28 protein-coding genes are annotated in these 26286 nt (G+C 62.0%); 6 read left to right on the top strand and 22 right to left on the bottom strand.

The genetic code is table 11. The features are described from left to right. Positions 1-156 precede the first annotated feature (156 nt). From lpxB to NKI10_RS10930, 13 genes are all read right to left on the bottom strand, one after another. Entirely contained in the window at positions 157-1335 is a 1179-nt protein-coding gene (gene lpxB / locus NKI10_RS10990) for a lipid-A-disaccharide synthase (RefSeq protein ID WP_352859874.1), read from the bottom strand. Then, positions 1325-2227 carry an LpxI family protein gene (locus tag NKI10_RS10985; protein ID WP_023832084.1) on the bottom strand — a complete coding sequence of 301 codons (903 nt, stop codon included), beginning with the start codon at positions 2225-2227 and terminating at the stop codon, positions 1325-1327. Before NKI10_RS10985 ends, lpxB begins: the two co-directional genes overlap by 11 nt. After that, positions 2214-3047: an acyl-ACP--UDP-N-acetylglucosamine O-acyltransferase gene (gene lpxA / locus NKI10_RS10980; protein WP_352652944.1), complete on the bottom strand. Its 834-nt coding sequence runs from the start codon at positions 3045-3047 to the stop codon at positions 2214-2216. Before lpxA ends, NKI10_RS10985 begins: the two co-directional genes overlap by 14 nt. Positions 3048-3062: 15 nt before the next feature. After that, positions 3063-3515, bottom strand: a complete 453-nt coding sequence (gene fabZ, locus NKI10_RS10975) for a 3-hydroxyacyl-ACP dehydratase FabZ (protein WP_023684696.1) — start codon at positions 3513-3515, stop codon at positions 3063-3065. Position 3516: 1 nt separating this feature from the next. After that, a complete protein-coding gene (gene lpxD / locus NKI10_RS10970; protein ID WP_352859871.1) occupies positions 3517-4575 on the bottom strand; it encodes a UDP-3-O-(3-hydroxymyristoyl)glucosamine N-acyltransferase in 1059 nt (352 codons plus the stop codon). Between the two features lie 77 nt (positions 4576-4652). Next, the gene (bamA, locus tag NKI10_RS10965) at positions 4653-7019 is read right to left on the bottom strand and encodes an outer membrane protein assembly factor BamA (RefSeq protein WP_352859869.1); all 2367 of its coding nucleotides are present in this window, start codon (positions 7017-7019) and stop codon (positions 4653-4655) included. Between the two features lie 217 nt (positions 7020-7236). Continuing rightward, positions 7237-8379: an RIP metalloprotease RseP gene (gene rseP, locus NKI10_RS10960; protein WP_023693444.1), complete on the bottom strand. Its 1143-nt coding sequence runs from the start codon at positions 8377-8379 to the stop codon at positions 7237-7239. A gap of 103 nt (positions 8380-8482) precedes the next feature. Beyond that, complete coding sequence (locus NKI10_RS10955) at positions 8483-9298, bottom strand: phosphatidate cytidylyltransferase (RefSeq protein WP_023671028.1); 816 nt, start codon at positions 9296-9298, stop codon at positions 8483-8485. Between the two features lie 11 nt (positions 9299-9309). Beyond that, complete coding sequence (locus NKI10_RS10950) at positions 9310-10032, bottom strand: isoprenyl transferase (RefSeq protein ID WP_023748403.1); 723 nt, start codon at positions 10030-10032, stop codon at positions 9310-9312. A 31-nt stretch (positions 10033-10063) separates the two neighbouring features. Beyond that, the gene (frr, locus tag NKI10_RS10945) at positions 10064-10618 is read right to left on the bottom strand and encodes a ribosome recycling factor (RefSeq protein WP_023671027.1); all 555 of its coding nucleotides are present in this window, start codon (positions 10616-10618) and stop codon (positions 10064-10066) included. A 101-nt stretch (positions 10619-10719) separates the two neighbouring features. After that, positions 10720-11442, bottom strand: coding sequence for a UMP kinase (pyrH, locus tag NKI10_RS10940; RefSeq protein ID WP_023671026.1), 723 nt, complete (start codon positions 11440-11442; stop codon positions 10720-10722). A 150-nt stretch (positions 11443-11592) separates the two neighbouring features. Further along, a complete protein-coding gene (locus tag NKI10_RS10935) occupies positions 11593-12702 on the bottom strand; it encodes an aldo/keto reductase (protein ID WP_352859867.1) in 1110 nt (369 codons plus the stop codon). A gap of 34 nt (positions 12703-12736) precedes the next feature. Beyond that, entirely contained in the window at positions 12737-13264 is a 528-nt protein-coding gene (locus NKI10_RS10930) for a nuclear transport factor 2 family protein (RefSeq protein WP_352859865.1), read from the bottom strand. Between the two features lie 99 nt (positions 13265-13363). On the opposite strand from NKI10_RS10930, the gene NKI10_RS10925 reads away from it, so the two are divergent. Next, a complete protein-coding gene (locus NKI10_RS10925) occupies positions 13364-14290 on the top strand; it encodes a LysR family transcriptional regulator (protein WP_352545951.1) in 927 nt (308 codons plus the stop codon). A 33-nt stretch (positions 14291-14323) separates the two neighbouring features. Here the strand turns inward: NKI10_RS10925 and tsf are convergent, their stop codons facing one another. From tsf to NKI10_RS10900, 5 genes are all read right to left on the bottom strand, one after another. After that, on the bottom strand, positions 14324-15244 hold the full coding sequence (tsf, locus tag NKI10_RS10920; protein ID WP_023684688.1) for a translation elongation factor Ts: 921 nt from the start codon (positions 15242-15244) through the stop codon (positions 14324-14326). A 108-nt stretch (positions 15245-15352) separates the two neighbouring features. Beyond that, positions 15353-16141: a 30S ribosomal protein S2 gene (rpsB, locus tag NKI10_RS10915; RefSeq protein ID WP_023671022.1), complete on the bottom strand. Its 789-nt coding sequence runs from the start codon at positions 16139-16141 to the stop codon at positions 15353-15355. Between the two features lie 177 nt (positions 16142-16318). Next, positions 16319-16921, bottom strand: a complete 603-nt coding sequence (locus NKI10_RS10910) for a LysE family translocator (protein ID WP_352859897.1) — start codon at positions 16919-16921, stop codon at positions 16319-16321. 5 nt (positions 16922-16926) lie between these two features. Continuing rightward, positions 16927-17205: a DUF4031 domain-containing protein gene (locus NKI10_RS10905; RefSeq protein WP_023671020.1), complete on the bottom strand. Its 279-nt coding sequence runs from the start codon at positions 17203-17205 to the stop codon at positions 16927-16929. Between the two features lie 44 nt (positions 17206-17249). Then, positions 17250-18080: a cell envelope integrity EipB family protein gene (locus tag NKI10_RS10900; RefSeq protein ID WP_023688583.1), complete on the bottom strand. Its 831-nt coding sequence runs from the start codon at positions 18078-18080 to the stop codon at positions 17250-17252. 138 nt (positions 18081-18218) lie between these two features. On the opposite strand from NKI10_RS10900, the gene NKI10_RS10895 reads away from it, so the two are divergent. From NKI10_RS10895 to NKI10_RS10875, 5 genes are all read left to right on the top strand, one after another. Continuing rightward, positions 18219-18683 carry a RidA family protein gene (locus tag NKI10_RS10895; protein ID WP_023684686.1) on the top strand — a complete coding sequence of 155 codons (465 nt, stop codon included), beginning with the start codon at positions 18219-18221 and terminating at the stop codon, positions 18681-18683. Between the two features lie 14 nt (positions 18684-18697). Next, positions 18698-19426, top strand: coding sequence for a glycerophosphodiester phosphodiesterase (locus tag NKI10_RS10890; RefSeq protein WP_352859862.1), 729 nt, complete (start codon positions 18698-18700; stop codon positions 19424-19426). Positions 19427-19481: 55 nt separating this feature from the next. Further along, positions 19482-20696 carry a GNAT family N-acetyltransferase gene (locus NKI10_RS10885; protein WP_352859860.1) on the top strand — a complete coding sequence of 405 codons (1215 nt, stop codon included), beginning with the start codon at positions 19482-19484 and terminating at the stop codon, positions 20694-20696. Positions 20697-20792: 96 nt separating this feature from the next. Next, a complete protein-coding gene (locus NKI10_RS10880) occupies positions 20793-21221 on the top strand; it encodes an HIT family protein (protein ID WP_023742447.1) in 429 nt (142 codons plus the stop codon). Positions 21222-21294: 73 nt separating this feature from the next. Further along, positions 21295-22437, top strand: a complete 1143-nt coding sequence (locus NKI10_RS10875) for a phosphatase PAP2 family protein (protein ID WP_245265788.1) — start codon at positions 21295-21297, stop codon at positions 22435-22437. 99 nt (positions 22438-22536) lie between these two features. On the opposite strand, the gene clpA is transcribed toward NKI10_RS10875, so the two are convergent. The 4 genes from clpA to NKI10_RS10855 form a co-directional block, all read right to left on the bottom strand. After that, positions 22537-25026: an ATP-dependent Clp protease ATP-binding subunit ClpA gene (gene clpA, locus NKI10_RS10870; RefSeq protein ID WP_023684681.1), complete on the bottom strand. Its 2490-nt coding sequence runs from the start codon at positions 25024-25026 to the stop codon at positions 22537-22539. Between the two features lie 6 nt (positions 25027-25032). After that, complete coding sequence (clpS, locus tag NKI10_RS10865) at positions 25033-25359, bottom strand: ATP-dependent Clp protease adapter ClpS (RefSeq protein ID WP_023671012.1); 327 nt, start codon at positions 25357-25359, stop codon at positions 25033-25035. A gap of 277 nt (positions 25360-25636) precedes the next feature. After that, complete coding sequence (locus NKI10_RS10860) at positions 25637-25966, bottom strand: phasin family protein (RefSeq protein ID WP_023671011.1); 330 nt, start codon at positions 25964-25966, stop codon at positions 25637-25639. Continuing rightward, on the bottom strand, positions 25963-26238 hold the full coding sequence (locus tag NKI10_RS10855; RefSeq protein WP_023726657.1) for a hypothetical protein: 276 nt from the start codon (positions 26236-26238) through the stop codon (positions 25963-25965). The genes NKI10_RS10860 and NKI10_RS10855 overlap by 4 nt, the downstream gene beginning before the upstream one ends. Positions 26239-26286 lie beyond the last annotated feature (48 nt).

The following is a 26286-nucleotide window of genomic DNA, read 5'->3' as shown; positions in this document are numbered from 1 at the left end:
GAATGGTGAATGGTAAGTAGCGAATAGCAGGTAGTAAGTAGCAGGTAGTAAGTAGCAGCTTGATTATAGGCGAGAGCGCGTTAATCCTATTCACTATTCACTATTCACTATTCACTATTCACTATTCACTATTCACTATTCACCGTTCACTCCTTACTAAGCCCTATTCGCTCTCCCGATGTGGCGAAGAACGACATCGGCGGCGATGTCGCCGGAGGGCCTGTCGGTGGCCATGCGTCTGGCAACCTCGCCAAAGCCGTCCTTTTGCCAAGCGCGGTAGGCGGTGTCTGAAAACAGTGCCTCGAGCTGCCGCGCCAGATAGTGCGGCCGCACATACTGGTTGTAGCTTTCCGGCACGACCGGCCGGTCGGCGATAAGGTTGGGCAAAGCAGCGCTCCACACCGTGATCAGGCTCTGCGCCATCAGCATGATCGGATCGAACTTGTAGCAAGAGATCATCGGTACACCCGACAACGCCAGTTCCAGTGACACCGTTCCAGACGCAATCAGCGCCGCATCGGCCTTGCCGAAGGCCTGCCACTTGCGCTCGGGATCGAGGATGACTTCCGGCTCCTGATCCCAGCGCGCCACCGATGTTTTGACCAGTTCGGCGACATGCGGCACCGTCGGCAGCAACAGCCGCAGCCGGTGGCCGCGCGCGCGAAGCGCCGACGCCGTCTCGCCGAACGGACCGATGAGCCGGCTCACCTCGCCGCGCCGCGACCCTGGCAGGACGAGCAGCGTCTTGACGTGATCGGCCGAGAGATCGCGTGGCTGGGCTTGCGCCCTGGCCGCGCCCAGCACGCCTGGATCATGCGTGAGGCGATGTCCGACGTAAGTGCCGGGCGGGCCGCCGAGGCGGCTGAGCTCCTTTACCTCGAAAGGCAGGATGCACAGTATGTGGTCGACATAGGGCTTCATCGCGGCCGCCCTGCCCGGCCGCCACGCCCAGACGCTCGGGCAGACATAATGGATGATCGGGATCGACGGATCGGCGGCGCGGATCTTTTTGGCGACGCGCAGCGAGAAATCGGGGCTGTCGATGGTGATCAGACAGTCGGGTTTTTCGGCGGCGACAACGCTCGCCGTCTGGCTGATCCGCCGCATCAGGCGCGGCAAGTCACGCAGGATGGCGCTGAGCCCCATCAGCGCGATCTCGGCGCCGTCGAACAGCGGCGCCAGTCCGAGCACCTGCAGATGCCGCCCGCCAGTGCCGACGAGTTGCACCTCGCGCCCGGTCATGCGCTTCAGCGCCTGCACGATGTCGGCGCCCAGCAGGTCGCCGGATTCTTCGCCGGCGACGATGGCAATCTTCAGCGGCTTCTCAGCTGCCATGGACAGACTCCGCAGCCGGCAGGCCGAACACGAACAGGCCGAGCGCATTGGCGCGCGCGACAACGGCGGGGCCTTCGAGGATGAGCGAACGGCCGGCTTCGACGGCAATGCCGGCGAGCCCCGCGGCATGCGCCGCCTCGACGGTCTGGGGGCCAATAGATGGCAGATCGGCACGCAATTCCTGGCCAGGCTTGGCGCATTTGACCAGGACACCGCGCGTCTTGCCGGCCAGCCTGCCATGGCCGCGCAACTGCTGCGTCCGCTCGAGCAGTCCGTGGGTGCCCTCGACGCCTTCCAGGGCAACAGTGCGGCCACCGATGGCAATTGCCGCCTGACCAATGTCGAGCGCGCCGATGGCCTTTGCCGCCGCGTGTGCCGCCTCGATATCGCGCCAGTCGGACTTTCGCGGCACTGCTTTGGTCAGCGGCCCTTCGGCCGCGACGAGCCGGGGCACGACTTCATGCGCACCGACAACCTTGACGCCCCGTGCCTCCAGGCCGCGGGTCAATATCTTCAACAGCCCGTCATCGCCGCGGGCAAGCGCCATGGCGAGCGAGGGTATAAGCGCCAATAGCCCAAGGCTCGGGCGCATGTCGACCAACCGCGGCCTGCGCCTGATCTCGCCGGCAAGCACAAGATGGGTGATCCGCCGGCGCCTCAGCAACGCAACCAGCGAGCCGATGTCTTCCAGCGCAAGGCTTTCATGCTCATAGATTGTGAGGTCGGACTGACGGTCGGCCTGACCTTCGACCAGGATGATGACGGGCGGATGTCCGGCCTCCGCCAGGCCGGCGGCAACTTCGACCGGCAAGCTACCGCCGCCGGCAATGATGCCGACCCTGGCGTCCGGCGCAAGATCGAGGCCCGTTGAAGTGGCCTCAGCCTTCGTCATCGGCATCGTCGCCGTCGCCACCCTTAAGCGACGGGACGGCAAAATGCCGCTTGCCGCGACTGGTGATGAAATCGATGATTTTCATGGCCGTCGGCGACGACGCAAACTCGGCCTTGGCGAATTCGATGTTCTCGCCGACAGTGCGGGAGCGGTCGAAGATGGTCTTGTAAGCCTTGCGCAGCAGGTAGATTTCGGCGCGCGGCAACCCGGCGCGCTTCAGGCCGATGATGTTGAGTCCACGCAGGCTGGCGCGATTGCCCACCGCAATGGCGTAGGGAATGACATCGCCGACAAAAGCCGAGCAGCCGCCGAGAAAGGCGTTGTCACCAACACGCACGAACTGATGAACGGCGCTGAGGCCGCCGATATAAACGCTGTCACCGACCTCGCAATGGCCGCCCAGGGTCGCGCCATTGGCGAAGGTGGCGTTTTTGCCCACGACGCAATCGTGAGCGATGTGGGCATAGGCAAGGAAATTGCCGTTGTCGCCGACGGTCGTCTCGCCGCGGCTGGAATCGGTGCCGAGATGCATGGTCACGCCTTCGCGGATCGTGCAGTTCTGGCCGATGACCAAAGTGGTGCGGCCGCCCTTGTGCTTGGTGTTCTGCGGCGGTCCGCCCAGTGTCGCCATTGGATAGACCTTGGTCGCGGCGCCAATGGTTGTCGCGCCCAGCACCGAGACATGGCTGACCAGTTCGACGCGGTCACCGATCACGGCGTCAGCGCCGACATAGCAGAAAGGTCCTATGAAGGCGCCTTCGCCGATCTGCGCGCCGGCCTCGATGACGGCCGAGGGGTGGATTGAAGTCTGTATTTTCATGAGCATTTCGAACCGTCAGCCGGTAACCATCATTGCCGAGATCTCGGCTTCGGCGGCCTTTGTGCCCTCCACCATGGCCTCGCAGGCGAATTTGAGCAGGTTGCCGCGCATCTTGATTTTCTTGACGTGGATCTTCAACTGGTCGCCTGGGACGACCGGTTTGCGGAATTTCGCGTTGTCGATGGTCAGGAAATAGACCAGCGACGGCTTTTCCGTGTTGAGGTTACGGATGCAGATCGCGCCGGCGGTCTGCGCCATGGCCTCGACGATGAGCACGCCCGGCATCACCGGCTGGTCCGGGAAATGGCCCTGGAAATGCGGCTCATTGATGGTCACGTTCTTGATGCCGATGGCAGAATCATTGCCGTCGATTTCGATGATGCGGTCGATCATCAGGAACGGATAGCGATGCGGCAAAAGCTTCATCAACCCCAATATATCGACCGCTTCGAGCGTCGCCGGCACCATCTCAGCTACTTCCCCCTTCGCCCTGCTTGCGCGTCCTGGCGAGCTTCCTCAGCATGGCGATCTCGCGCATGGCTTCCGCCATCGGCTGCGCCGGATAGCCTCCCCAGATCTCGCCCGCCGGCACGTTGCTCATGAACCCGCTTCTTGCAGCAAGCTTGGCCCCTGATCCGATGGTCAAATGATCGGCAAGGCCAACGCCGCCGCCCATGGTGACACCGTCGCCGACGGTGACGGAGCCGGAAATACCAGAGAGCCCGGCAATAATGCAATTGCGGCCGATGCGAACGTTATGGGCGATCTGCACCAGATTGTCGATCTTGGTCCCCTGACCGATGACCGTATCCGACATGGCGCCGCGATCGACGGTCGTGTTCGAGCCGATTTCGACATCGTCCTGAATGATGACGCGGCCGACCTGCGGCACACGCTCAGGGCCTTTGGCGCCGCCGACAAAGCCGAAGCCGTCCTGGCCGATCCTGGCGCCGCCATGAATGATGACGCGGTTGCCGATCAGCGCGTACTGGACGCTGACACCTGGTCCGATATAGCCGTCGCGGCCGATCTGGCATGACGGACCGATAACGGCGTGGGGGGCAATGACCGTTCCGCTGCCGATGCAAGCACGCGGGCCGACGACGGCTCCGGCCTCGATGATCGCGCCTGCCTCGATATGCGCCGTGGTATCGACATGAGCTTGCGGCGAGACCCCGGTTTCGCTGGTCATCGGACCCGGCGTAGCCGCTGTCGGGAACAGCAGCCGGCCGATCATGGCGAAGGCCTGCTGCGGGCGCGGATGCACCAGAACCGCAATGCCGGCCGGCGCCTTGCCGGCGAACTCGGCGGGACAAAACACGGCCGCCGCTTTCAGCGACTGCATCAGCGCGAAATTGCGCTTGCCGTCGACGAAGACGAGCGCACCCTCGCCGCCTTCGTTGGCTGGCGCCAACGCATCGATCGATATGTGGGCAAGATCGGAATCGACAAGCGATGCGCCGGTCAGATTCGCGACTTCGCCGGCCGTATACCGGCGTGATGGCGCGAAGAACACCGGATCGGTCATTCCAGAAGCAATATCCAGCTAGGTCGGATCAATTCTCTTCCGGACCCCAACGGCCCGGAAGCATCGTTACCGCAAGATCAGAAGCGGCTCGACATGCCGAAGTTGAATTCCTGCACGTCGTCGGTCTTTTCCTTCTTGACGGGCATCGCGTAGTCGATGCGGATCGGGCCGAAGGGCGATGACCACAACAAGCCGACACCAACCGACGCGCGCAACTTCATATCAACCGAGGCCTGAGTGACGCCAGGAGTATCAATCTTGCTGCCGTACAGTGTGGCGGCATCAGCAAACACAGCGCCACGCACGCCAAAGCTTTCCGGAATGACCGGTATCGGGAACTGAGCTTCCGCCGAAGCATTGAAATAGGTGGTGCCGCCGAGGTGGTCACCTGTTGCAATATCCACAGGGCCAATGCCACCATACTCGAAGCCGCGGATCATGCGGTCGCTGCTCTTGAACTGATCGAAGATACGCAGTCCATTATCGCCATAGCCCGCGATATGGCCAGCACCGCCGGAGATCAGGCCGACCAGATCCAACTGTTCTGATAGAGTCTGGTAGACGGTGCCGCGACCGGTAACCTTGACGAATTTGGCATCGCCACCAAGGCCGGCCACTTCCACAGTCGTGGTGGCGTAGATGCCTTCATGCGGGCTCTTCATGTCGTCTATGGTGTTGTAGACCAAGCCGAGACTGACGGACGATTTGATCCAAGGGCTTTCATCAATACCCTCTCGAATTGCGGCAGAAACGTCGCATTTCGAGGGATCATAGGTGCCGCTGGTCAAGCAGTCATCATCATATTTATACTTTTCCTGCGCGATATTGTACGCTAGCTGCGTCGAGATATTATCGGTGATCGGCAGGCCGAAGCGAACCGTCGCACCCAGCGTCTCGCTGTCGTAGTCCGAATAATTTCGCGTCTGCTGGAAGATATCGAAACCGGCGGCGATACGGCGCCCGAGGAAATAGGGCTCGGTGAAGGACAGGCTGTAGTCGCGCGAATTCTTGCCGCCGCCGGCCGAGACCTTGATGTACTGGCCGCGACCGAGGAAGTTGCGCTCCGCAACCGATCCCTCGACGGACGGACCGGCAGTCTCGCCACCGGTCGAATAACCGGCGCCGATCGAGAACTCACCAGTCGACTTCTCGACCACGTCGACCACAAGCACGACCTGGTCAGGCTCGGAACCCGGAACAGTCGAAATGTCGACTTTCTCAAAATAATCCAGCGCTTCCAGCCGCTTCTTCGCGCGCTGAATGAGAACCTGGTTGAAGGCGTCGCCTTCGCTGACATCGAATTCGCGCCGAATGACATAGTCGCGCGTGCGGTCGTTGCCGCGGATTTCGATGCGCTCGACATAGGCCTTGGTGCCCTGGTCGATCGTGTAGACGACCGAAATGGTGTGATTCTCGAAGTTACGGTCGCCGCGCGGCGTCACCTGGGCGAAGGCATAACCAGAACCCGCCACCTTCTCGGTCAGCGCGATGATGGTGTCCTCGACATCCTTGGCGTTGTAGACGTCGCCCTTGTGGGTCTGAACCACCGATTCCAGCGCCTTCGAGTCGACTTCGGGAATGGTGCTCTCGACGCTGACGTCGCCGAACGTATAGCGGTCCCCTTCCTGGACGGTGATGGTAACGGTGTATTGGTTGGTCGTGTCGTCGAGCTCGCCGACAGCAGAGACCACCTGGAAGTCAGCATAGCCGTGATTGTAATAGAAGCGGCGAAGCGATTCCTGGTCGGCGCGAAGCTTGTCCTCGTCATAGACGTCGTCACGCAGCACGAAGGACAGGAAGCTTGAGCGCTTGGTGGCGATGACGTCGGACAGGCGGCGACTCGAATAGGCGCTGTTGCCGACGAAATTGACTGCGGCGATCTTGGTGCGGCCGCCTTCGTTGATGTTGAAGACCACGTTCACGCGGTTGTCGCCGAGGTCCATGATCTGCGTCGTCACGGCGGCATCGTCGCGGCCAATTCGCTTGTAGGCAGCTTTCACCGCCTCGACATCGGAGTCCAGCGTTGCCTGCGAGAACGTTCCGCGTGGCTTCAACTGCACGGCGATTGCCAGCGCATTGTCCTTGAGCTTCTTGTTGCCCTGGAACAGAACCTGGTTCACGACCTGATATTCGGCAACCTTGACCACCAGCGTCGAACCGACCTGATTGATCTGCACGTCCGAGAACAGCCCGGTGCCGAACAGCGCCTTGACCGCATCGTCGATATCGGCGCTGGAAAACGCCTTGCCCGGCTTGATCGTGATGTAGTTGCGGATGGTGTCGGCGTCGACACGCTGGTTGCCGCTGACCTCGACTCTCGAGACAACGGCTGCCTGCGCCGCAGATGTGGCAACGAACTGCACGGCGAGCGCACCTGGTACAACCAGAGCGGCGGACATAGCCACCGCGGACGCGGCGCTCAAAAATTTGGATGCTGCCTTCATCGGGCTTTTGTACCTTTTCTCGAAGTCCCCACGGCGAGAAAACCGGACGTGCGGTAATTTCTCCTACCGTATTAACCGGATTTTCCCTACACGCAAGGCTTCTGGTTAATTTGTAATTACTTAACCCTGATGCGTGGCTTTCGCGTCACGCATACCCCCGTGCATGGTAAACGGCGTCTCAACATTGCCGGTGCTGAAGCCAAATTTCTTCATGATTTCAGCACCCAAACAGATCGTTCCAGAAGACGAAGCCCATAAATCCCAGCACCAGAAAGAGGCCGGCCCGGTATCCCATTTCCATCATCCGCTCCGATACCGGACGCCGGAAAACGGCTTCGAGTGCGTAGAACAGGAGATGGCCGCCGTCGAGGGGGGGAATCGGCAAAAGGTTCAGAATTCCGATCCCGACCGACAGGCCGGCGACGAGTTGCACCAGCCATAGGAAGCCCAGCTTTGCCGCCTGCCCCGACATCTTGGCGATCTTGATCGGGCCGCCCAGCTGGCATTTGTCTTCGCGGCCGACAACGAATCGCTGCAGGAACTGGCCGGTGCGCTGAATGACGTGCCCCGTCTCCTCGACCGCGGCGCCGACTGCTCCGACAGGGCTGTAGGTGATCAGCCTGGGCTGGCCGACATCCTTGTTGTTGACGACGCCGATGACGGCCACCTTGACCTTGTTGCCCAGTGCGTCCAGCTGCTCCATCGGCTCCGGCGTCGCGACGACCGTGACCTCCTTGCCGTCGCGCAACATGGTGAAGGTGATGGCGTCGCCGCCGCGGCCCGAAACTAGGCGCTGGACGTCGGCGAAGGTCTCAACCTTGCTGCCGTCGACGGCGACGAATCGGTCGCCTGGCAAAATGCCGGCCCTTGCGGCTGGACTGCCGGCGGTGACCGCCGCCACCATCGGCTCAAACACAGGGCGGCCATAGAGGGAAAACAGCACGGCAAAGACGGCAATGGTCAAAAGGAAGTTGAACAGCGGTCCGGCCACCACCGTGGCGGCGCGTTTCCAGATGGGTTGCGTGTGGAAGGCGACCTTGCGTTCAGCGTCAGTCAGCGTTTCCAGATCTTCCGAACTCGGCTGGCTCGACGTGGCGCTCATGTCGCCGACGAATTTGACATAACCGCCGAGCGGTATGGCGCAGAGCTTCCAGCGCGTGCCGTGGCTGTCGTTGAAGCCGAGAAGTTCGGGGCCGAAGCCGATCGAAAAGGCCTTCACGCCAATGCCGCACCAGCGGCCGACCAGGTAATGGCCCATTTCGTGAATGAAGACGACCACGGTCAGCACGAACAGAAACGGCACCAGCGTGCCGAGGACAAAGCCTTCCGTGCTGAAAAACGCGTGAAGAATTTCGTTCAAGTCATGCCCTCAAATTCACCCGCGGCAAAAGGTGTCGCCGCGACTGTGACATCAATCCAGGCGAATCCGTGGCGTGCGCCATTTCTTCGCCGTGAAATATCACTCAAGCCGGAAACAGCCCCTGCGCCGGATGATCGGCGCCCGCCGAAATCCAGCCGATCACGTATAGGGCAAAAGCCGCCGCGACAAGCCCGTCCACCCTGTCCATGACACCGCCATGCCCGGGTATCAACGCGCTTGAATCCTTGCGGCCGTGGCGGCGCTTGACCCAGGATTCGAAGAGATCGCCAGCCTGGGCAACAATCGACAGCACCAGCGCAACCAAGGCGAGGACGCCAAGATTGCCGGCCCCGGCGGCGGCAGCCAGAAGCACGCCGGCGGCCACGCCGCCGACAGCGCCGCCAAGCGCGCCGCTCTGCGTCTTGCCGGGGGATATAGATGGCGCGAGCTTGGGCCCACCGACGGAGCGGCCGACGAAATAGGCGAAGATGTCGGTCGCCCAGACCACGGCGAACAGAAACAGGATTGCGATCAGGCCGGGATGGTCGCCGCCGCGCAGCAGCGCCAGCGATAAGCCGGACAAAGCCGCGTAGGCAAGACCGGCTGCATCCCATTGCGCCGCCCCACGCATACGGGCGCCGACAGCAGCGACCACAACCATGGCCAGGACAAGAGACAGAAGCCACGATGCCGGCACGCCTGCAACCAGGGCGACGACGAAAACCAGAAGCAGCGCTTCGGGAATGAAGCCGAGGGTCGCACCGGCCAAGGGGCGCGACATGCGCGCCCATTCATAGAAGATGACCGCCGATATCACGGCGCAAAGCAGGCGGAACCACAGCCCTCCCAACCAGGTCAGGCCAAGCGCTATTGCGGCCAGCACCAGCGCCGAGACGATGCGAAGCTGAAGATTGTTCATCCCGCCGCCGATCACGAGGCAGCGACATCTTGAGCGGCAAGCCCGCCAAAACGGCGCTCGCGGCCAGCGAAATCGCGCAATGCGTCGGCCAGGTGTTCGCGGCTGAAGTCAGGCCAGTAGCAAGGCAGAAAAACCAATTCGCTGTAGGCTGCCTGCCACAGAAGGAAGTTCGACAGCCGAAGCTCGCCACTGGTGCGGATGACCAGCTCCGGATCGGGAATGCCTGCGGTGTCGAGGGCGCCGGCAAAAGTGTCTGCCGTGATCGCCTCTGCGTCGATCTCGCCGCGCGCCACTGCGGCTGCGAGCTTGCGTGCCGTGCGCACGATCTCGTCGCGCCCGCCATAGTTGAAGGCGATGACCAAGGTCAGCGATTCATTGCGCGCAGTCAGCGATTCGGCCTCTTCGAGCAGGCCCCTGATGTCCGGCTGCAGCCCCGCCCTGTCACCGATGATCCTGACGCGCACGCCGTTCTGGTGCAGTTCGGCCAGATCGCGGCGGATGAACAGCTTCAACAGCCCCATCAGATCGCTGACTTCGGCCTTGGGCCGCGACCAGTTTTCCGACGAGAAGGCATAGACGGTCAGGAAGGAAATGCCGAGACCCGGCGCGGCGCGCACCGTCTTGCGCAACGCCTCGACGCCGGCGCGATGGCCGGCAAGCCGCGGCATGCCGCGCGCCTTGGCCCAGCGTCCGTTTCCATCCATGATGATCGCGACGTGCGCGGGCGTTGCCATGGTCTCGCTTTCGGGCCGGTGTGGGCCGACCCTAAACCTGCATGATTTCAGCTTCCTTATCGGAAAGCAGGTGATCGATGGTGCTGATCGTCTCGTCGGTCAGCTTCTGAACCTGATCGGAGCGCTTGCGCTGATCGTCCTCGCTGATGTCGCCGTCCTTTTCCGCCTTCTTCAAGAAATCCATGCCGTCGCGACGGACATGGCGCACCGCGACGCGGGCGTTCTCGGCGTAGCCATGCGAAATCTTGACCAGTTCCTTGCGGCGCTGCTCGTTGAGCTCGGGCAGCGGAATCCTGAGATTGGTGCCGTCGACGATCGGATTGAAGCCGAGATTGGATTCTCTGATCGCACGGTCGACCGCGCCGACCATCGACTTGTCCCATACCGAAACCGAAATCATGCGCGGCTCCGGTACCGACACGTTGGCCACCTGGTTGATGGGCATGGTGGTGCCGTAGGCCTGGACCTGGATGGCATCGAGCAGATTGCTGGAGGCACGGCCGGTGCGCAGCGAAGCCAGATCGTGCTTGAAGGCGGCGATCGCGCCATCCATGCGCCGCTTGAGGTCGTCGAACTCACCACTCATCTTAGTCTCCTCGACCCGTTTGATCCGGGTTCAGTGCTTAGGGCCTATATTCGGACCCGCTTTCGAAAACTGATCCCCTTTTTAGGAGAGTATACTCCGGGTCACTCGTCGGCGACGATCGTGCAACGGCCGCCGCCCCGCAGAATATCGCCGAAACCACCTTTTTCGTGGATCGAATAGACGATTATCGGGATGTTGTTTTCGCGCGCAAGTGCAATTGCGGCGGTATCCATGATCGATAAGCCCTTGTTGATGACTTCGGCATGGCTGATGCGCTCGAAGCGGGTCGCATTCGGATCCTTCTTGGGATCGGCCGAATAGACGCCGTCGACCTGGGTGCCCTTGAACAGCGCGTCGGCGCCGATCTCGGCGGCGCGCAAGGCCGCGGCCGAATCGGTGGTGAAGAACGGATTGCCGGTGCCGCCGGCGAAAATGACGACCTTGCCCTGGTTCATATAGGCGGTGGCCTGGCGCTGGGAGAAACTCTCGCACAGTTCGGGCATGGCGATGGCCGACAGCACGACGGCGTCGACGCCGATCTTGTTCAGCGAAGTGCGCAGCGCCAGCGAGTTGATGACGGTGGCCAGCATGCCCATGTGGTCGCCGGTGACGCGGTCGCCGCCCTTGGATGCCACCGCCACGCCGCGAAAGATATTGCCGCCGCCAATGACGACGCCGACCTCGATGCCAAGTGCGCGGGCTTCGGCGATGTCGGCGGCGATTCGGTCGACCACCGAGACATCGATGCCGAAATGCTGCTCGCCCATCAACGCTTCGCCCGACGCTTTCAGCAGGACACGTCGATAGAGGGGCTTTGCCGTCATCTGGACCTCGTCATTGTTGCGTGTGGCAGCCTGGGCAGGCCGCCCTCGCGCGGACGCCGCCGCTGGCGCGATGCCGAGTTCCGATACACGAAGGGCGCCGCGATGTCACGCGGCGCCCCTCGCCCAATTCCGCCTTCCCGTCGCGGCCCCTCAGTTGCTGGTGATGCTGACGGCGTCGCCCTCGACCAGCAGCGGCGGCGCATAGCCCAACGGCTTGTCGCCGGTCACGGCGCCGCCGGTAACCCGGGCTTGTATGTCGGACCCGAAATAGGCGTACGGGAATGGCGGCGGTGTCTTGCTGACCGTATCCAGCCGCGCGCGAAGCTCGGCGGGTAAAGTGAAATCCAACGCCGCCAGATTGTCCTGCAACTGCGCCAGCTTGGTGGCGCCAAGAATCACGGTGGCGATGCCCGGTTGCGTTGCCACCCAGTTGAGCGCGACCTGCGCCATGCTGCGCCCGAGTTCGGCGGCAACTTTTTCGAGCTCCGCCACGATCGCCCAGTTGCGCTCGGTGAACTTCTGGAACCCCGGATGAGTGGTGTTGCGAAAGCGGTCGAGCCGGCCGGCATGGCCTTCCTGCGTCGGCCGGTACTTGCCGCTGAGCAGCCCGCTGGCCAGCGGGCTCCACACCATGATTCCTGCGCCATGGCGGGTGCCGAAGGGCACGAACTCATTGTCGATCGAACGCTCCGCCAGCGAATATTCAAGCTGCAGGGCCGACACCGGCTCGTAGCCGCGCCACTCGGCGATCGTCTGCGCGCGGGCAGCATACCAGGCCGGCACATCGGACAGGCCGACATGGCGAATTTTGCCCGCACGCACGAGATCATCCATCGTGCGCATGACCTCCTCGGCCGGCGTCAGCCCGTCCCAGACATGCAGGAGGTAGAGGTCGATATAATCAGTGCCCAACCGCTTCAGGGAAGCGTCCACGGCGCGCAAGATGTTCTTGCGGCCATTGCCGCCGGCGTTCGGATTGCCGGGCTCCGCGTTGAAGGTGAATTTCGTGGCGATCACCGCTCTGTCGCGCAAGCCTCGCTCGGCGATGAATTCGCCGAGCCAGGTTTCGGCTGTGCCGCCGGTGTAGAGGTCGGCGGTGTCGAAGAAATTGCCGCCGGCCGCGACATAGGCGTCGGCCATGGCGCGCGCGGTTTCCCTGTCCGCGCCCCAGCCCCATTCGGTGCCAAATGTCATGGTGCCCAGTGCCAGCCGGCTGACGCGCAGGCCGCTGTTGCCCAGTGTGTAATAGCTCATGGTCATGGTGTTTTTCCTATCCTGAGTTCTTGACGCCGGCTCACTGGCCAGGCGTCATCTTGACCCAGGGATTGCCGCGCTCATGCGTGGCGCGGTAAACGAAGCCGTCGACTTTCCAGCCGGTCCCGGAGCGAACCAGATGGTGCTCGTAGGTGCCCCAGACTTCCCACAGCGGGTCGCCATTGCCTTCCATCCGGTTCCAGGCATAGCCGTTCGAAGAGACGGTCGCCGCGTCTGCCTCAAAGATCACCTGGTGATTGGTGCGCAGATGCAGGCTGGTCTTGCTGCCCCTGAGGTTGCCGGCCCAGGTACCGATCAGATTGTCGGAGGGGATGGTGGCGGCAGGCTGTCCTGACAGGCTGCTGAAGTCGACGGTGACACGGTCGGCGAAATAGGAGCGGGCAAGCTTCCAGTCCTGCGCATCGACGGCACGGTCGATGGCATCGGCGATGCGGATGACGGCGCGTTCGTCGGCGAGCGCGCGCCAACCGGACGGCTCGGCGCCGCCGGCATCGACCGGCGCTAGGGCAAGGCCTGCGGCGAAGGTAGCGTGTTTCAAGGCATCCATCTCTCTTCTCCTTTGTGCATCGGTGATGGCAATATGGGTCAGCCCGTCGGCATCGAGAAGATTGAAGTGTTCGCAAGGACTATGCGATATCATGCATGAATGGACCGGGATCTGCTCAGTCATTTGCCTGTCATCGTCGCCGTTGCCCGACGCGGCGGCTTTGCGCTTGCCGCGGCCGAACTGGGCATGTCGCCATCCGCCGTCAGCCATGCGGTGCGCCTCGTGGAGGAGCGGATCGGCCAGCCGCTGTTTGCGCGCACCACGCGCAGCGTCTCGCTGACGGAAGCCGGCAAGGCGCTGGTGGAGACGGCAGCCCCTGCTCTCCAGGATATCGCCGACCGGATGGACCGTATCCGCGCCATCAAGGGCCGGCCCTCCGGCTTGCTCAGGTTGAACGTTCCCAACATTGCCGTTCCACTTGCCGTCACTCCCGTGGTCGCCGCGATGGCTGAACGCTATCCTGATGTGACCATCGAATTGCTCACCGATCAGGGGCTGGTGGACATTGTCGGCGAGGGTTTCGATGCCGGCATCCGGCTGGGCGAGATGATCGCACAGGACATGGTCACGGTCCGGCTGACGCCGCCATTCAACGCCGTGATCGTCGCCTCCCCCGCCTATGTCGGCCGGCATGGCCGTCCGCGCGGTGTGGCGGATCTTTCGGACCACAATTGCATCGGCTACCGGCTTGTGCGCTCCGGCGCACTCTATCGCTGGGACCTGACCGAGGACGGCAAGGATGTCGTGGCCGAGACGAAGGGTACGGTCATCGTCACCGATTCGCTGGCCGCGATCGACCTTGCGCTTGCCGGCGTCGGGCTGACCTATGTGTTCGAGCCGCTGGTGCGCGCGGAATTGGCAGCCGGCCGCCTCGTTCAGATCCTGCCGCAAACGGCGATCGAGGAGCCCGGCCTCTTCCTCTACTTCCCGCGCCGGGCGTCGATGGCGCCAAAGCTCAGGGCCTTCATCGACACCGCACAAGAAATCGGCCGAGCATCCTTGCGGACACCCGGCCGAGTTGCCTGAGCTGAGAAGCCCTTTTCAGGGGCTATTTTAAAACTACTTCTTCACCGCCGCCGCGACTTCCGCCGCGAAATCGGTCTCTTCCTTTTCGATGCCTTCGCCCAGCGCAAAGCGCAGATAGGCGGAGATCTTGGCCGGAGCGCCGATATCCTTCTCGGCATCCTTCAGCGCCTGCTCGACAGTGATGTCGGGATTGAGCACGAAGGCCTGCTTGAGGAGCACGACTTCCTCGTAGAACTTGCGCAGGCGGCCTTCGACCATCTTTTCGATGATCGCTTCCGGCTTGCCGGACTGGCGCGCCTGGTCGGCGAAGATCGCCTTCTCGCGCTCGACCGCTGCCGGATCGATCTGCTCGGCGGTCAACGCCAGCGGGTTGGTGGCGGCGACATGCATGGCGACCTGGCGGCCAAAGGCGTTGGCGGCATGCTCATTGCCCGTGGTCTCGATCGCGACCAGAACGCCGAGCTTGCCAAGACCATCGGCAACCGCATTGTGGACGTAGGTTGCGACAGCACCGTGCGGGACGGTGAGCTTGGCCGAACGGCGGAAGCTCATGTTCTCGCCAATGGTGCCAACGGCGTCCTTGATGGTGTCAGTGACCGACTTGTCCGAACCCGGATACTTTGCGGCAGAGACAGCCTCCGTCGTGCCATAAGCAAGCGCGACCTTGGCGACATTGCGAACGATCTCCTGGAACTGCTCGTTGCGGGCCACGAAATCGGTCTCGGAGTTAACCTCGACGATGGCGGCCTCGCGGACGCCGGAGTCGACGCCGATCAGGCCTTCGGCGGCAGTACGGCCAGCCTTCTTGTCGGCCTTGGAAATGCCCTTCTTGCGCAGCCAGTCGACGGCCTCTTCGATGTTGCCGTTGGTCTCCGTCAACGCCGCCTTGCAGTCCATCATGCCCGCGCCGGTCAAGTCGCGGAGTTCTTTGACCTGTGCAGCCGAAATGCTCATTGTCGCCTCTTTGTTTTAAATGCACCGACGCACCACCGGTACTCGGTGATGCGTCCGTCTAGCGTGCCAAATATGAGAATGATGAAGGCCGCAACCGGCCTTCGACTGTCAAGCTTCCGGAGCGTCCGCAGCCGGGGCCGGAGCCGGATCAAGCGCCGGTTCGACCGGAGCTTCGACCGAGGCGCCGATGTCGACGCCGAGCGCGCCCTGCTGGCGGGCGATGCCGTCGATAGCAGCCTTGGCGATCAGGTCGCAATAGAGCTGGATGGCGCGCGCCGCGTCGTCATTACCGGGGATCGGGAAGTCGATCTTGTCCGGATCGCAGTTCGAATCGATGATGGCAACGACCGGAATGCCGAGGCGCTTGGCCTCGAGAATGGCGATCGCTTCCTTGTTGGTGTCGATGACGAACATCAGGTCGGGGGTCGAGCCCATGTCCTTGATACCGCCGAGCGCCTTGTCGAGCTTCTCGCGCTCGCGGTCGAGGTTCAGGCGTTCCTTCTTGGTCAGGCCCTGGGCCTCACCGGCCAGCATCTCGTCGAGCTTGCGCAGGCGCTGGATCGAATTCGAGATCGTCTTCCAGTTGGTCAGCATGCCGCCGAGCCAACGCGAATTGACATAATACTGGGCCGAACGCTGCGCCGCGTCAGCGACGATATCCGAAGCCTGGCGCTTGGTACCGACGAACAGCACGCGACCGCCCTTGGCAACGGTGTCGGAAACCTGCTTCAGAGCCTGGTGCAGCAAAGGCACCGTCTGCGACAGGTCGATGATGTGGATGTTGTTGCGGGCGCCGTAGATGTAAGGCGCCATCTTCGGGTTCCAGCGGTGGGTCTGGTGGCCGAAGTGAATGCCAGCTTCCAAAAGCTGGCGCATGCTGAAATCAGGCAGTGCCATTCTTAGTTCCTTTTCCGGTTAGCCTCCACGGACACAGGCATTTTTGGACTTTGTCCTCGAACGCCACCGGAGGTTTCAGCCGGATTTCTCCCGGGCAGACACCAAAGTCCGTGTGTGGAATGAGCGCGCATATAGAGGGGAAGCGCTGCAAACGCAAGCGGTGAGGTGCTTCATCGCTCAGCGCGCGGCAATCAGCGCTCCGGTGCCGATCATGGCGCTGCCGGCGAACCGGTTCATCAGCCGCATGCGTCCGGGCGTCCTGAACCAGCCGGATGCCCTGCCCGCCAGCGCGGCGTAGATGCCAATGGTGAGAATATTGGCGCCGACGACGACTGCCACCACCAGCAGGCCGTCGGCAAACGTCATGGTGTCGAGGTTGAGGATCAGCGGCATGATCGAGGCGTGGAACAGGATCGCCTTCGGGTTGCCGAGCGCCACGGAGGCGCCAAGCAGGAACGACCGCGACAATCCGGTTTGGGGGATTCCTTGCGCGGCCGATTGCGCGGCCGCGGCCCGCCACATCTTGATGCCGAGGAAAATCAGGTAGGCCGCACCGGCGTATTTCAACAGGAGAAACACCCATTCGAAGGTCTGGGCCAGCGCCACCAGCCCGAGCAGTGCCAGGGTGACCAGCACGGCATCGCCGGCGGCAATGCCCATTCCGGCGACGAACGCACGCAGGAAGCCGCGTGCCACGCCGTTGGTGATCACCGTGAACATCGCCGGTCCCGGCGTGGCGGCGGCAAGTGTGATGGCAAGGCAATAAGCCAGGAATGCCATTAGCGTCACGATCGGCCCTTTCCGTTGGGTACCCGTACGCGCCTGAAGATCGCAACGATCTCCTCGCGGCTGCATTCGATGGCGCCGAGCCGCACCGCCCGGTCGCGCTCGAAGCCGGTTATGTCATAGTGCGGCGCCGATGTCCTGGGCGGCCCCTGGTAGGACGAACGCTTGACGCCAAGCTCGGCGGCGAAACGATGCAGTTCGTCCGTATCGTCGGCCATCAGGTGGCACCAGCGATGGCCGGCCCATTTCCAGATCGCCGCATCGACATAGACCGCCATCGGGAACTGCCATCAAGCCTGCCGTGGCCAGCGCCGCATTGTTGCTATTTCGAGACCGGACAAGGCTTGGTCTGATCGAACAGCGACAGGTTGACCAGCTTTCCGGTCATCGAGAACTCGCCATAGTCCATTGTGAGGTCGCGGGTGATGCCGTTCTCGTGCAGCTTGAAGCTGATGCGGTATTCCGGCACCTCTTCGCCCGATTTGTCGGTCTCGTCGAAATAGGCGATGTCGACCGGCCAGTATTTGTCGCCGGCAAGCTTGGCCAGCGCCGGCGCTTCGGGGTCGGCCTTGTCGCCCTCGGCCTTCTTGCCGACGATGACGGTGGTGGTCATCACCTTGTTGGCATCCTCCGAACCGTCGAACAGGCTGGTTTCGTAGAAATTCTCGCCCTTCTCGGCCTTGCCGATCAGTTCGACCAGATGCTGGGTCGGGAACTGGGTGGCGGCGAGTTCCAGGCTGTTCTTCTCGGGCTTGTCGATATCGACCTTGAGACCCTTGGTCTCTTTTGTGGCGGTGCCTTTGACCTCCTTGTCTAGGTTCTGGTCGACGAAGGATTTGGTCACGAACGAGAAGGTCTTGCCTTCGGCGTCCTCGAACGTGGTCGTCTGCTGGTCGGTCAGCCTGGTGTTGTCGCCGGTGGCGATCTGGGTGACGAAACGGAATTTTACCGTATAGCCCTCGCAGGGCGAGCCGTTGAACTCATAGACCATGCGGCCGGAAATCCCGGTGATGCCCGAGCGGTCCGACGCCTTGTCGAGGGTAAGATCGTAGACGGCGCGATGCGCCTGCAGCGCCGGCACGGCAAAGGCTGGAGCCATCGAGAACAGCACCGGAAAGAGAACGGCGTGGAAGGCAAGGCGCGTTGCGCGCATAAGGGGCTCCGATCGTCGCAGCTGATGGCAGGCCGCAGGTAAAGATGGTCCAGCTTAAAAAAAGTCGTGGCGGAAGCGAGGCAAAAATAGCAATTTCGGCCCGGCCAGCGCGGCGTCTCCAAGCAATAGGGAAATACCATGAGTGAAACAATCGAAAAGCGGCTAAGCGATCTCGGCGTGACGATACCTGCCGCCGCAGCGCCCGCCGCGAACTATGTGCCCTATTGCAGGTCCGGCAATCTTTTGTTCACCGCCGGGCAGTTGCCGCTCAAGGACGGCAAGCTGCAGGCAAGCGGCCTGCTCGGCCGCGACGTCGATACCGCAACCGGCAAGGAAGGCGCAAAGTACTGCGCAATCAATGTCTTGGCCCAGGCAAAAGCAGCACTTGGCGATCTCGAAAAAATCCAGCGTTTGGTCAAGATCACCGTCTTTGTTGCATCAGTGCCGGATTTCGTCGAGCAGCATCTGGTCGCCAATGGCGCCTCCGATTTCCTGGTCGCCGCCCTTGGCGAGCGCGGCAAGCATGCCCGCTCCGCCGTCGGCACCGCCTGTCTGCCGCTTAATGCCGCAGTGGAAATCGAAGCCGTCTTCGAGGTCGCATGAGCAGGACCAAGACAATGACCGACCTTTCCTGGCTGACCGCCCGCCCGGTGGCGCATCGCGGCTTTCACGACATGAACAAGACGCGCTGGGAAAACACGCTGTCGGCCTTCGCGGCTGCCGCCGAGCGCGGCTATGCGATCGAATGCGACGTGCATTTGTCGTCCGACCGCGTCCCCGTCATCATTCATGACGGCGATCTCAGGCGGTTGACCGGCCAGGACGGCTTCGTCTGGCAGCGCACGGCAGCGGAACTGGCGGCGCTCAGGATCGGCGGCACCAAGGACCATGTGCCGACACTGCAAGAAGCGCTCGACCTGGTCGACGGCCGTGTGCCGATGGTTGTCGAACTGAAGGGTGTGCCCGGTTACGACGAGGGCTTGGTGGCAAGCGTCGGCAAGATGCTGGAGCGCTACAAGGGCAAGGCGGCGATCATGTCGTTCGACCACTGGCTGGTCCGCGATTTCCCCAGGGATGCGCCTGGCATTCCGGGTGGGCTGACCGCCTATGGCAGGGACAACCAGTTGATCGAGGCGCATTTTGCCATGCTGGCACATGACCTCGCCTTCACCTCCTATGCCGCGGGCGATCTGCCGAACCCGTTCGTCAGCTTCGTGCGCGAAAGGCTTAAAATGCCTGTCATCACCTGGACGGTGCATGACCAGCCGGCGGTGGATCTCACCTTCAAATACGCCGACCAGATGACGTTCGAAGGGTTCGAACCCGATCTGGTGAAAGTCGCCTGATGGGAGTGCCTCAAACGTGACTTGTAGCGGCCCCGACAGAGCTTAAATAAGTCCCATGGATCAGGGTGATGAAGGTGACGGGCAAACGGCGAATGCGGAGTTTTCCATCCGCGTCGCCGCCGGCATCAATGCTTTCACCTGCGATGAGTGGAACGGCTTTACCGGCACAACCCGCAGCGACACAGAAAACGGCTATAACCCTCTCGTTTCATATGCTTTTCTGAGCGCGCTTGAAGATTCCGGCTGCGCCGTGCGGCGTACCGGCTGGCAAGGTCATCATCTCAGACTGGAAAATGCCCAAGGCAGATTGCTTGGCGCCGTGCCCTGCTATCTCAAATCGCACAGCCAGGGCGAATATGTCTTCGACCACGGCTGGTCCGATGCGTTCGAACGCGCCGGCGGCAACTACTATCCGAAACTGCAATGCGCCGTGCCGTTCTCTCCGGTCACCGGCCCGCGCCTGCTGGTCAGCAAGGGCGAGGACAGCGCCATTGTGAAGGCCGGTCTCGCAGCGGGCTTGAAGGCGGTGACGGAAAAGCTCGGCGTGTCCTCCGCGCATGTCACCTTCGCCAGGGAAAGCGACATTGCAACGCTGGAAGCAGCCGGTTTCCTGCACCGCACCGACCAGCAGTTCCACTTCTTCAACGAAGGCTTTTCGACCTATGACGATTTCCTCGCCACGCTGGCATCGCGCAAGCGCAAGGCGATGAAGAAGGAGCGCCGCGAGGCGCTCGTCAACGGTATCTCGATCGACCGGCTGACCGGCAAGGACCTGACCGAAAAGGCGTGGGACGATTTCTTCGCCTTCTATATGGATACCGGCAGCCGCAAATGGGGCCGGCCCTACCTCAACCGCAAGTTCTTCTCGCTGATCGGCGAGCGCATGTCCCAGGACATCCTGTTGATCATGGCCAAGCGCAATGGCCGCTATGTCGCCGGCGCCATCAACTTCATCGGCTCCGATGCGCTCTACGGCCGCAATTGGGGCTGCATCGAGGACCACCCGTTCCTGCATTTCGAAGTCTGCTACCATCAGGCCATCGACTTCGCCATCGAGCGCAAGCTGAAGGTGGTCGAGGCTGGCGCGCAGGGCGAGCACAAGCTGGCGCGCGGCTACCGTCCCGTGACCATGCATTCGGCGCACTACATCGCACATCCCGGCCTGCGCAATGCTGTGGCCGACTATCTCCGGCGGGAACGCCGCGAGGTCGAGCGGATGGGCGAAATTCTGGAAGAGCATACGCCGTTCCGCAAGGATCTTGAGGAATAGCGATCCGCCCCTGCCCTCGCCTGACCATCTTACCTGACCATCTTGCCGGTCCGGGACAGCTTCGCTACACCGGGAGCATACTCCCGGAGCGCCGCCATGACCGAGGCCTACGACCCCAGCAATATCTTCGCAAAGATCCTGCGCGGCGAAATCCCCTCGCACCGCATCTACGAGGATGATGCCGTGGTCGCCTTCATGGATGTGATGCCGCAAGGCCCCGGTCACACGCTGGTGGTGCCCAAAGCACCGTCGCGCAATCTGCTCGATGCCGATCCCGCGACGCTCGGCCGGCTGTTCACCAGGGTCCAAACGGTCGCGCTGGCGGTCAAAAAGGCTTTCGGCGCTGACGGGGTCACCATCCTGCAGTTCAACGAACCGGCGTCCGGCCAGACCGTCTACCACCTACATGTCCATGTCATCCCGCGGTTCGAAGGCATCGCGCTCAAGCCGCATACGGGGCAGATGGAGAAGCCCGAAGTGCTGACGGAGAACGCGGCGAAGATCCGAGCAGCGCTGAACGGTTGAGGTGGCGCGCGCCTCAGGGCGATGCGCTCAGCCACAATCCACCACGTCGGTTAGGAAAATATCAAACCACGCCGTGATAACGTGCTCCGTACCGGGATGCGTTTGGGTTTTCAAAATCGTGGAACATTCGGTTGCGACATCAGAGCCGTTGGTAAAAGCAGCTGCCGGGCGGGCCTTTCTGCGCACCTTGGCGGACGCGTACCGGCGACACCGCCTGCTGCACGCGATGGCCATCGCTGCCCTGCTTTTGGCAGCCGCGGTCGGCCTGCGCACCGGAAACATGCCGGATTTCGGCGTGCTGGAAGACTATTCCCAATACCTTCTTTTCGCTTTCTGGATCGGTGGCTGCGCCTTCGCACTCGGCAGCTTTTTTCACCTTGCACTCATCAAGCGGGATCCTGAGCCGCTCGGCACTTTTCTGCGATCGATCGGCGGCGTCTTCGGCGACGCCGAGCGCAACGCCAACAGCCTGAATGGTCTGGCCGCGTGCATTGCGCTCATATCCGCTTTCGGTGTGTTGAAAGGCGCGGTCGCGATCCTTTCGCCATTCGCATGGGATCACGCATTGGCTCAGGCCGACCGGGTGCTGCATTTCGGCCGAGCGCCCCATGAATGGCTGTGGTTTATCGTCCAGTCGCCGCTCGCCGTAAGATCGTTCAACCTGGCTTACAATTCCTGGTTCGTCGTCCTTATCGCCTCGGTCTTCATCGCTTGCATCACGCGCAGGGACACGAAGCTGCGTCACCAGTTCCTGATGAGCTTCATGCTCGTGTGGATACTGGCGGGTTTTTTCCTGGCGATGGGCCTGTCTTCGGCAGGGCCGTGCTTTTACGAGCGACTGGGGCTGGGCAGCGACTATCATTCCCTGATGCAAGCACTCGCCGCCGCCGATCGCATCTATCCGATCTGGGCGCTCAGCACGCAGGACATTGTGTGGAGCGGCTATATCGGGGCGACGCCAGGCAGTCTCGGCATATCCGCCTTCCCGTCCATGCATGTAGCGATGGCGGTGCTTTTCGCGCTTTATGCAACACGCCGCTCACGGTTGGCCGGCCTTTTGATGTGGGCATTCGCCGCAATCATCATGGTCGGCTCGGTCGTCCTTGGCTGGCATTATGCCGTGGATGGCTATGCGAGCGTTCTGATTTCGATCGCCATCTGGAAGGCGTGCGGGTACTTCCTGGGCAAGTTTGCACCCGAGGGCGTCGCCGCCTGACCTAACAACATCTGCCCTGAAAAGCAGGGGCGCTGTGTCGGCAAACCGGCCAGCCAATGAAAAAAGGGCCCGTCACCGGGCCCTTCATAGGCGAACCTTTCAGCTCTTGCGCGGCAGTTGCGGCACCAGGCTGCGCTTGCCGCCATCCTTGCCCTTGGGCTCAGGCTCGTCCTTGCCCTTGGGCTGAGGCTTCTGCGCCACCGCCTTCTTGGCGACGGGCTTCTTGGCCACCGCCTTGCGGGCTTTCGGCGTCTCTTCCGGCTCCTGCTTCGGCTGCACCGGGGCTTCGTCGGCCAGTGATTCGAGCTTCAGGCCGGTTTCGCCGGTTTCCTTCTTCTCGACGGTGACGCGCACCGTGCCGCCCTTCTTGAGCTTGCCGAACAGCACCTCGTCGGCCAACGGCTTCTTGATGTGCTCCTGGATGACCCGGCCGAGCGGCCGCGCACCCATGCGCTCATCATAGCCCTTGTCGGCCAGCCAGGCGATCGCGTCGGACGACAGGTCGAAGGTGACGCCCCGCTCGGAGAGCTGGGCCTCGAGCTGCATGACGAACTTCTGCACCACCTGATGGATGACCGGCACCGGCAGCGAACCGAACGGGATGATCGCATCGAGACGGTTGCGGAACTCCGGCGTGAACAACCGGTTGATGGCCTCGACATCGTCGCCTTCGCGCTTGGTCGATCCGAAACCGATCGCCGCGCGCTGCGCATCGGATGCGCCTGCATTGGTGGTCATGATAAGGATGACATTGCGGAAGTCGATCTGCTTGCCGTTGTGGTCGGTCAGCTTGCCGTGGTCCATGACCTGCAACAGGATGTTGAACAGGTCCGGATGCGCCTTCTCGACTTCATCCAGCAAGAGCACGCAGTGCGGATGCTGGTCGACCCCGTCGGTCAACAAGCCGCCCTGGTCGAAGCCGACATAGCCGGGAGGCGCGCCGATCAACCGCGAGACGGTGTGGCGTTCCATATATTCCGACATGTCGAAGCGGATCAGCTCGACGCCGAGCGAGGCAGCCAGCTGCTTGGCGACTTCGGTCTTGCCGACGCCGGTCGGGCCTGAGAACAGGTAGGAGCCGATCGGCTTTTCCGGTTCGCGCAGGCCGGCACGCGCCAGCTTGATCGCCGAGGTCAGCGCGGTGATGGCGGTGTCCTGGCCATAGACGACGCGCTTCAGCTCGATGTCGAGGCCTTGCAGCACCTTCTCGTCGTCGGCCGAAACCGTCTTCGGCGGGATGCGGGCCATCGTGGCGATCGTGGCTTCGATCTCCTTGATGCCGATCGTCTTCTTGCGCTTGGCTTCCGGCACCAGCATCTGCGAGGCGCCGGTCTCGTCGATCACGTCGATCGCCTTGTCCGGCAGCTTGCGGTCGTTGATGTAGCGGGCCGACAGTTCCACCGAAGCCTTGATCGCCTCGTTGGTGAACTTCACCTTGTGGAATTCCTCATAATAGGGCTTGAGGCCCTTCATGATCTCGATGGCGTCCTCGATGGTCGGCTCGTTGACGTCGATCTTCTGGAAGCGCCGCACCAGAGCGCGGTCCTTCTCGAAGAACTGGCGGAACTCCTTGTAAGTGGTCGAGCCGATGCAGCGGATGGCACCCGAAGACAGCGCCGGCTTCAACAGGTTCGACGCATCCATCGCGCCGCCGGACGTCGCACCGGCGCCGATGACGGTGTGGATCTCGTCGATGAACAGCACGGCGCCCGGATAATCCTCGAGCTCCTTGACGACCTGCTTCAGCCGCTCTTCGAAATCGCCACGGTAGCGCGTGCCGGCCAGAAGCGTGCCCATGTCGAGCGCGAAAATGGTGGCGTCCTGCAGCACTTCGGGCACATCGCCTTCGACGATGCGCTTGGCCAGACCTTCGGCAATCGCCGTCTTGCCGACGCCGGGATCGCCGACATAGAGCGGGTTGTTCTTGGAGCGGCGGCACAGCACCTGGATGGTGCGGTTGATTTCGCTCTCGCGGCCGATCAGCGGATCGATCTTGCCGGCCTTGGCTTTGTTGTTGAGGTTGACGCAATAGGCAGTCAGCGCATCCTGCTGCTGCTTCTTCTTGCCGCCTTCCTCCTGCGGCTCGGCGCCGTTCTGGCCGCCCTGCTCGTCATCGGCGCCGCGCGGCGAGCGCGTCTCCGATGCGCCGGGGCGCTTGGCGATGCCGTGCGAGATGTAGTTGACCGCGTCGTAGCGGGTCATCTGCTGTTCCTGCAGGAAATAAGCGGCATGGCTCTCGCGCTCGGCAAAGATGGCGACGAGCACGTTGGCGCCGGACACTTCCTCGCGGCCGGATGACTGCACATGGATCACGGCGCGCTGGATGACGCGCTGGAAGCCGGCGGTCGGCTTGGAATCCTCATCGTAACCGGTGACCAGATTGTCGAGTTCGGTGTCGATATAGGTCAGAACGGTGTGCTTCAGCTCGTCGAGATCGACGTTGCAGGCGCGCATAACGGCGGCCGCCTCGGTGTCGTCGATGAGGGCGAGCAGCAGATGTTCTAGGGTTGCATATTCATGGTGCCGCTCATTGGCGAGCGTCAGCGCCTGGTGAAGCGCCTTTTCCAGGCCTTGGGAGAAAGCCGGCATGTTACCTCACTTCTTCTCCATCACGCATTGCAGCGGATGCTGATTCTGTCGGGCGAAATCCATGACCTGAGACACTTTGGTCTCGGCCACCTCGAATGTATAGACCCCGCACTCGCCCACCCCATGATTGTGAACATGAAGCATGATGCGTGTGGCGGCTTCGCGGTCCTTTTGAAAAAAACGCTCCAGGACGTGAACCACGAACTCCATGGGCGTATAGTCGTCGTTGAGGATGAGGACCCTGTAAAGGCTGGGCTTCTTGGTCTTGGTCTTGGTGCGCGTAATGACGGCTGTGCCGCGACCGGCCTCATTGCCGTCGCCGTCACTTTGCATCCGCACCACGCTTGTCGTGGCAGTCAAACCTGAAGTCACGTAATCCTGCCTCTTTCGAATCCCCATGGCGAGTTCGATATGTAGGTGTTCGATGGACGATTTTAAGCCCTTCTTGTTAGCTGACAATATGGCTAGGTGGGCAAACGGAGGCGATTTTCAAAATCGTGAACCGCCAAAGCCCCGGAATTGAAACCGGCATGAAAAAACCCGGCCGCGCATCCGCGACCGGGTCTGTTTTGCAAGCCCGAAAGGCCGTGCCTGGTATTCTCGAGCGAAATTACTTCGCCTTGGCGACAATCGATTCGAAGGGCTTGTAAGCCTCCTTGGCGAGATCGGCATAGAGATCGCCGAACTTGGTCGCCTCGGCAACGAAGCTCTCATAGCTCTGCTTGGCGAAGTCGGACTGGATCTCGACCGCCTTTTCCAGCGATTTGGCGGAGAACAGCTTTTCGACCGCGGCGCTGCCGGCTTCGAAGCTCTTCTTGGTGTATTCGCCAGCTTCAGTGGCGATCGCCTGCGCGCCCTTGGAGAGCGAGGTGAAGCTCTTCAATCCGGTATCGGCAAACTCCTTGCCGTATTTCGAGAAGTCCTCGTAGGTCTGGGTCATTTGACGTTTCCCTTGGCGTTTTGAAGCGCCCTTGCCTGAGCGCGGTTGTGCAATGCACGAGAATATATTGTGCGCTGCACAAAAGTCAAGATTTCAGCGGCATCAGGCCGCGCTGCGCCGGCAACAGCTAAAATTCGAATAAAGAAAGGCTCAAGCCCGAGGAAAATGGTGAACGCGCCGGTTACCATAAACGGATTGGTAACGCTGGCCGCGATAGTTTGACGACAAGTGAGGTCGGATCCCTTTGCCGCCTCCAGGGCAATGAGTTTCAAAGGAACTATCAGTGCGTCAGGCGTTGTCGGTCTTCGGTTTAAAATCCG

The sequence above is a fragment of the Mesorhizobium sp. M0802 genome (assembly GCF_040320115.1).
Taxonomy (GTDB): domain Bacteria; phylum Pseudomonadota; class Alphaproteobacteria; order Rhizobiales; family Rhizobiaceae; genus Mesorhizobium.
The sequence above is the reverse complement of the archived record's forward strand: the minus strand, read 5'-3'. Positions and strand labels throughout refer to the sequence as shown.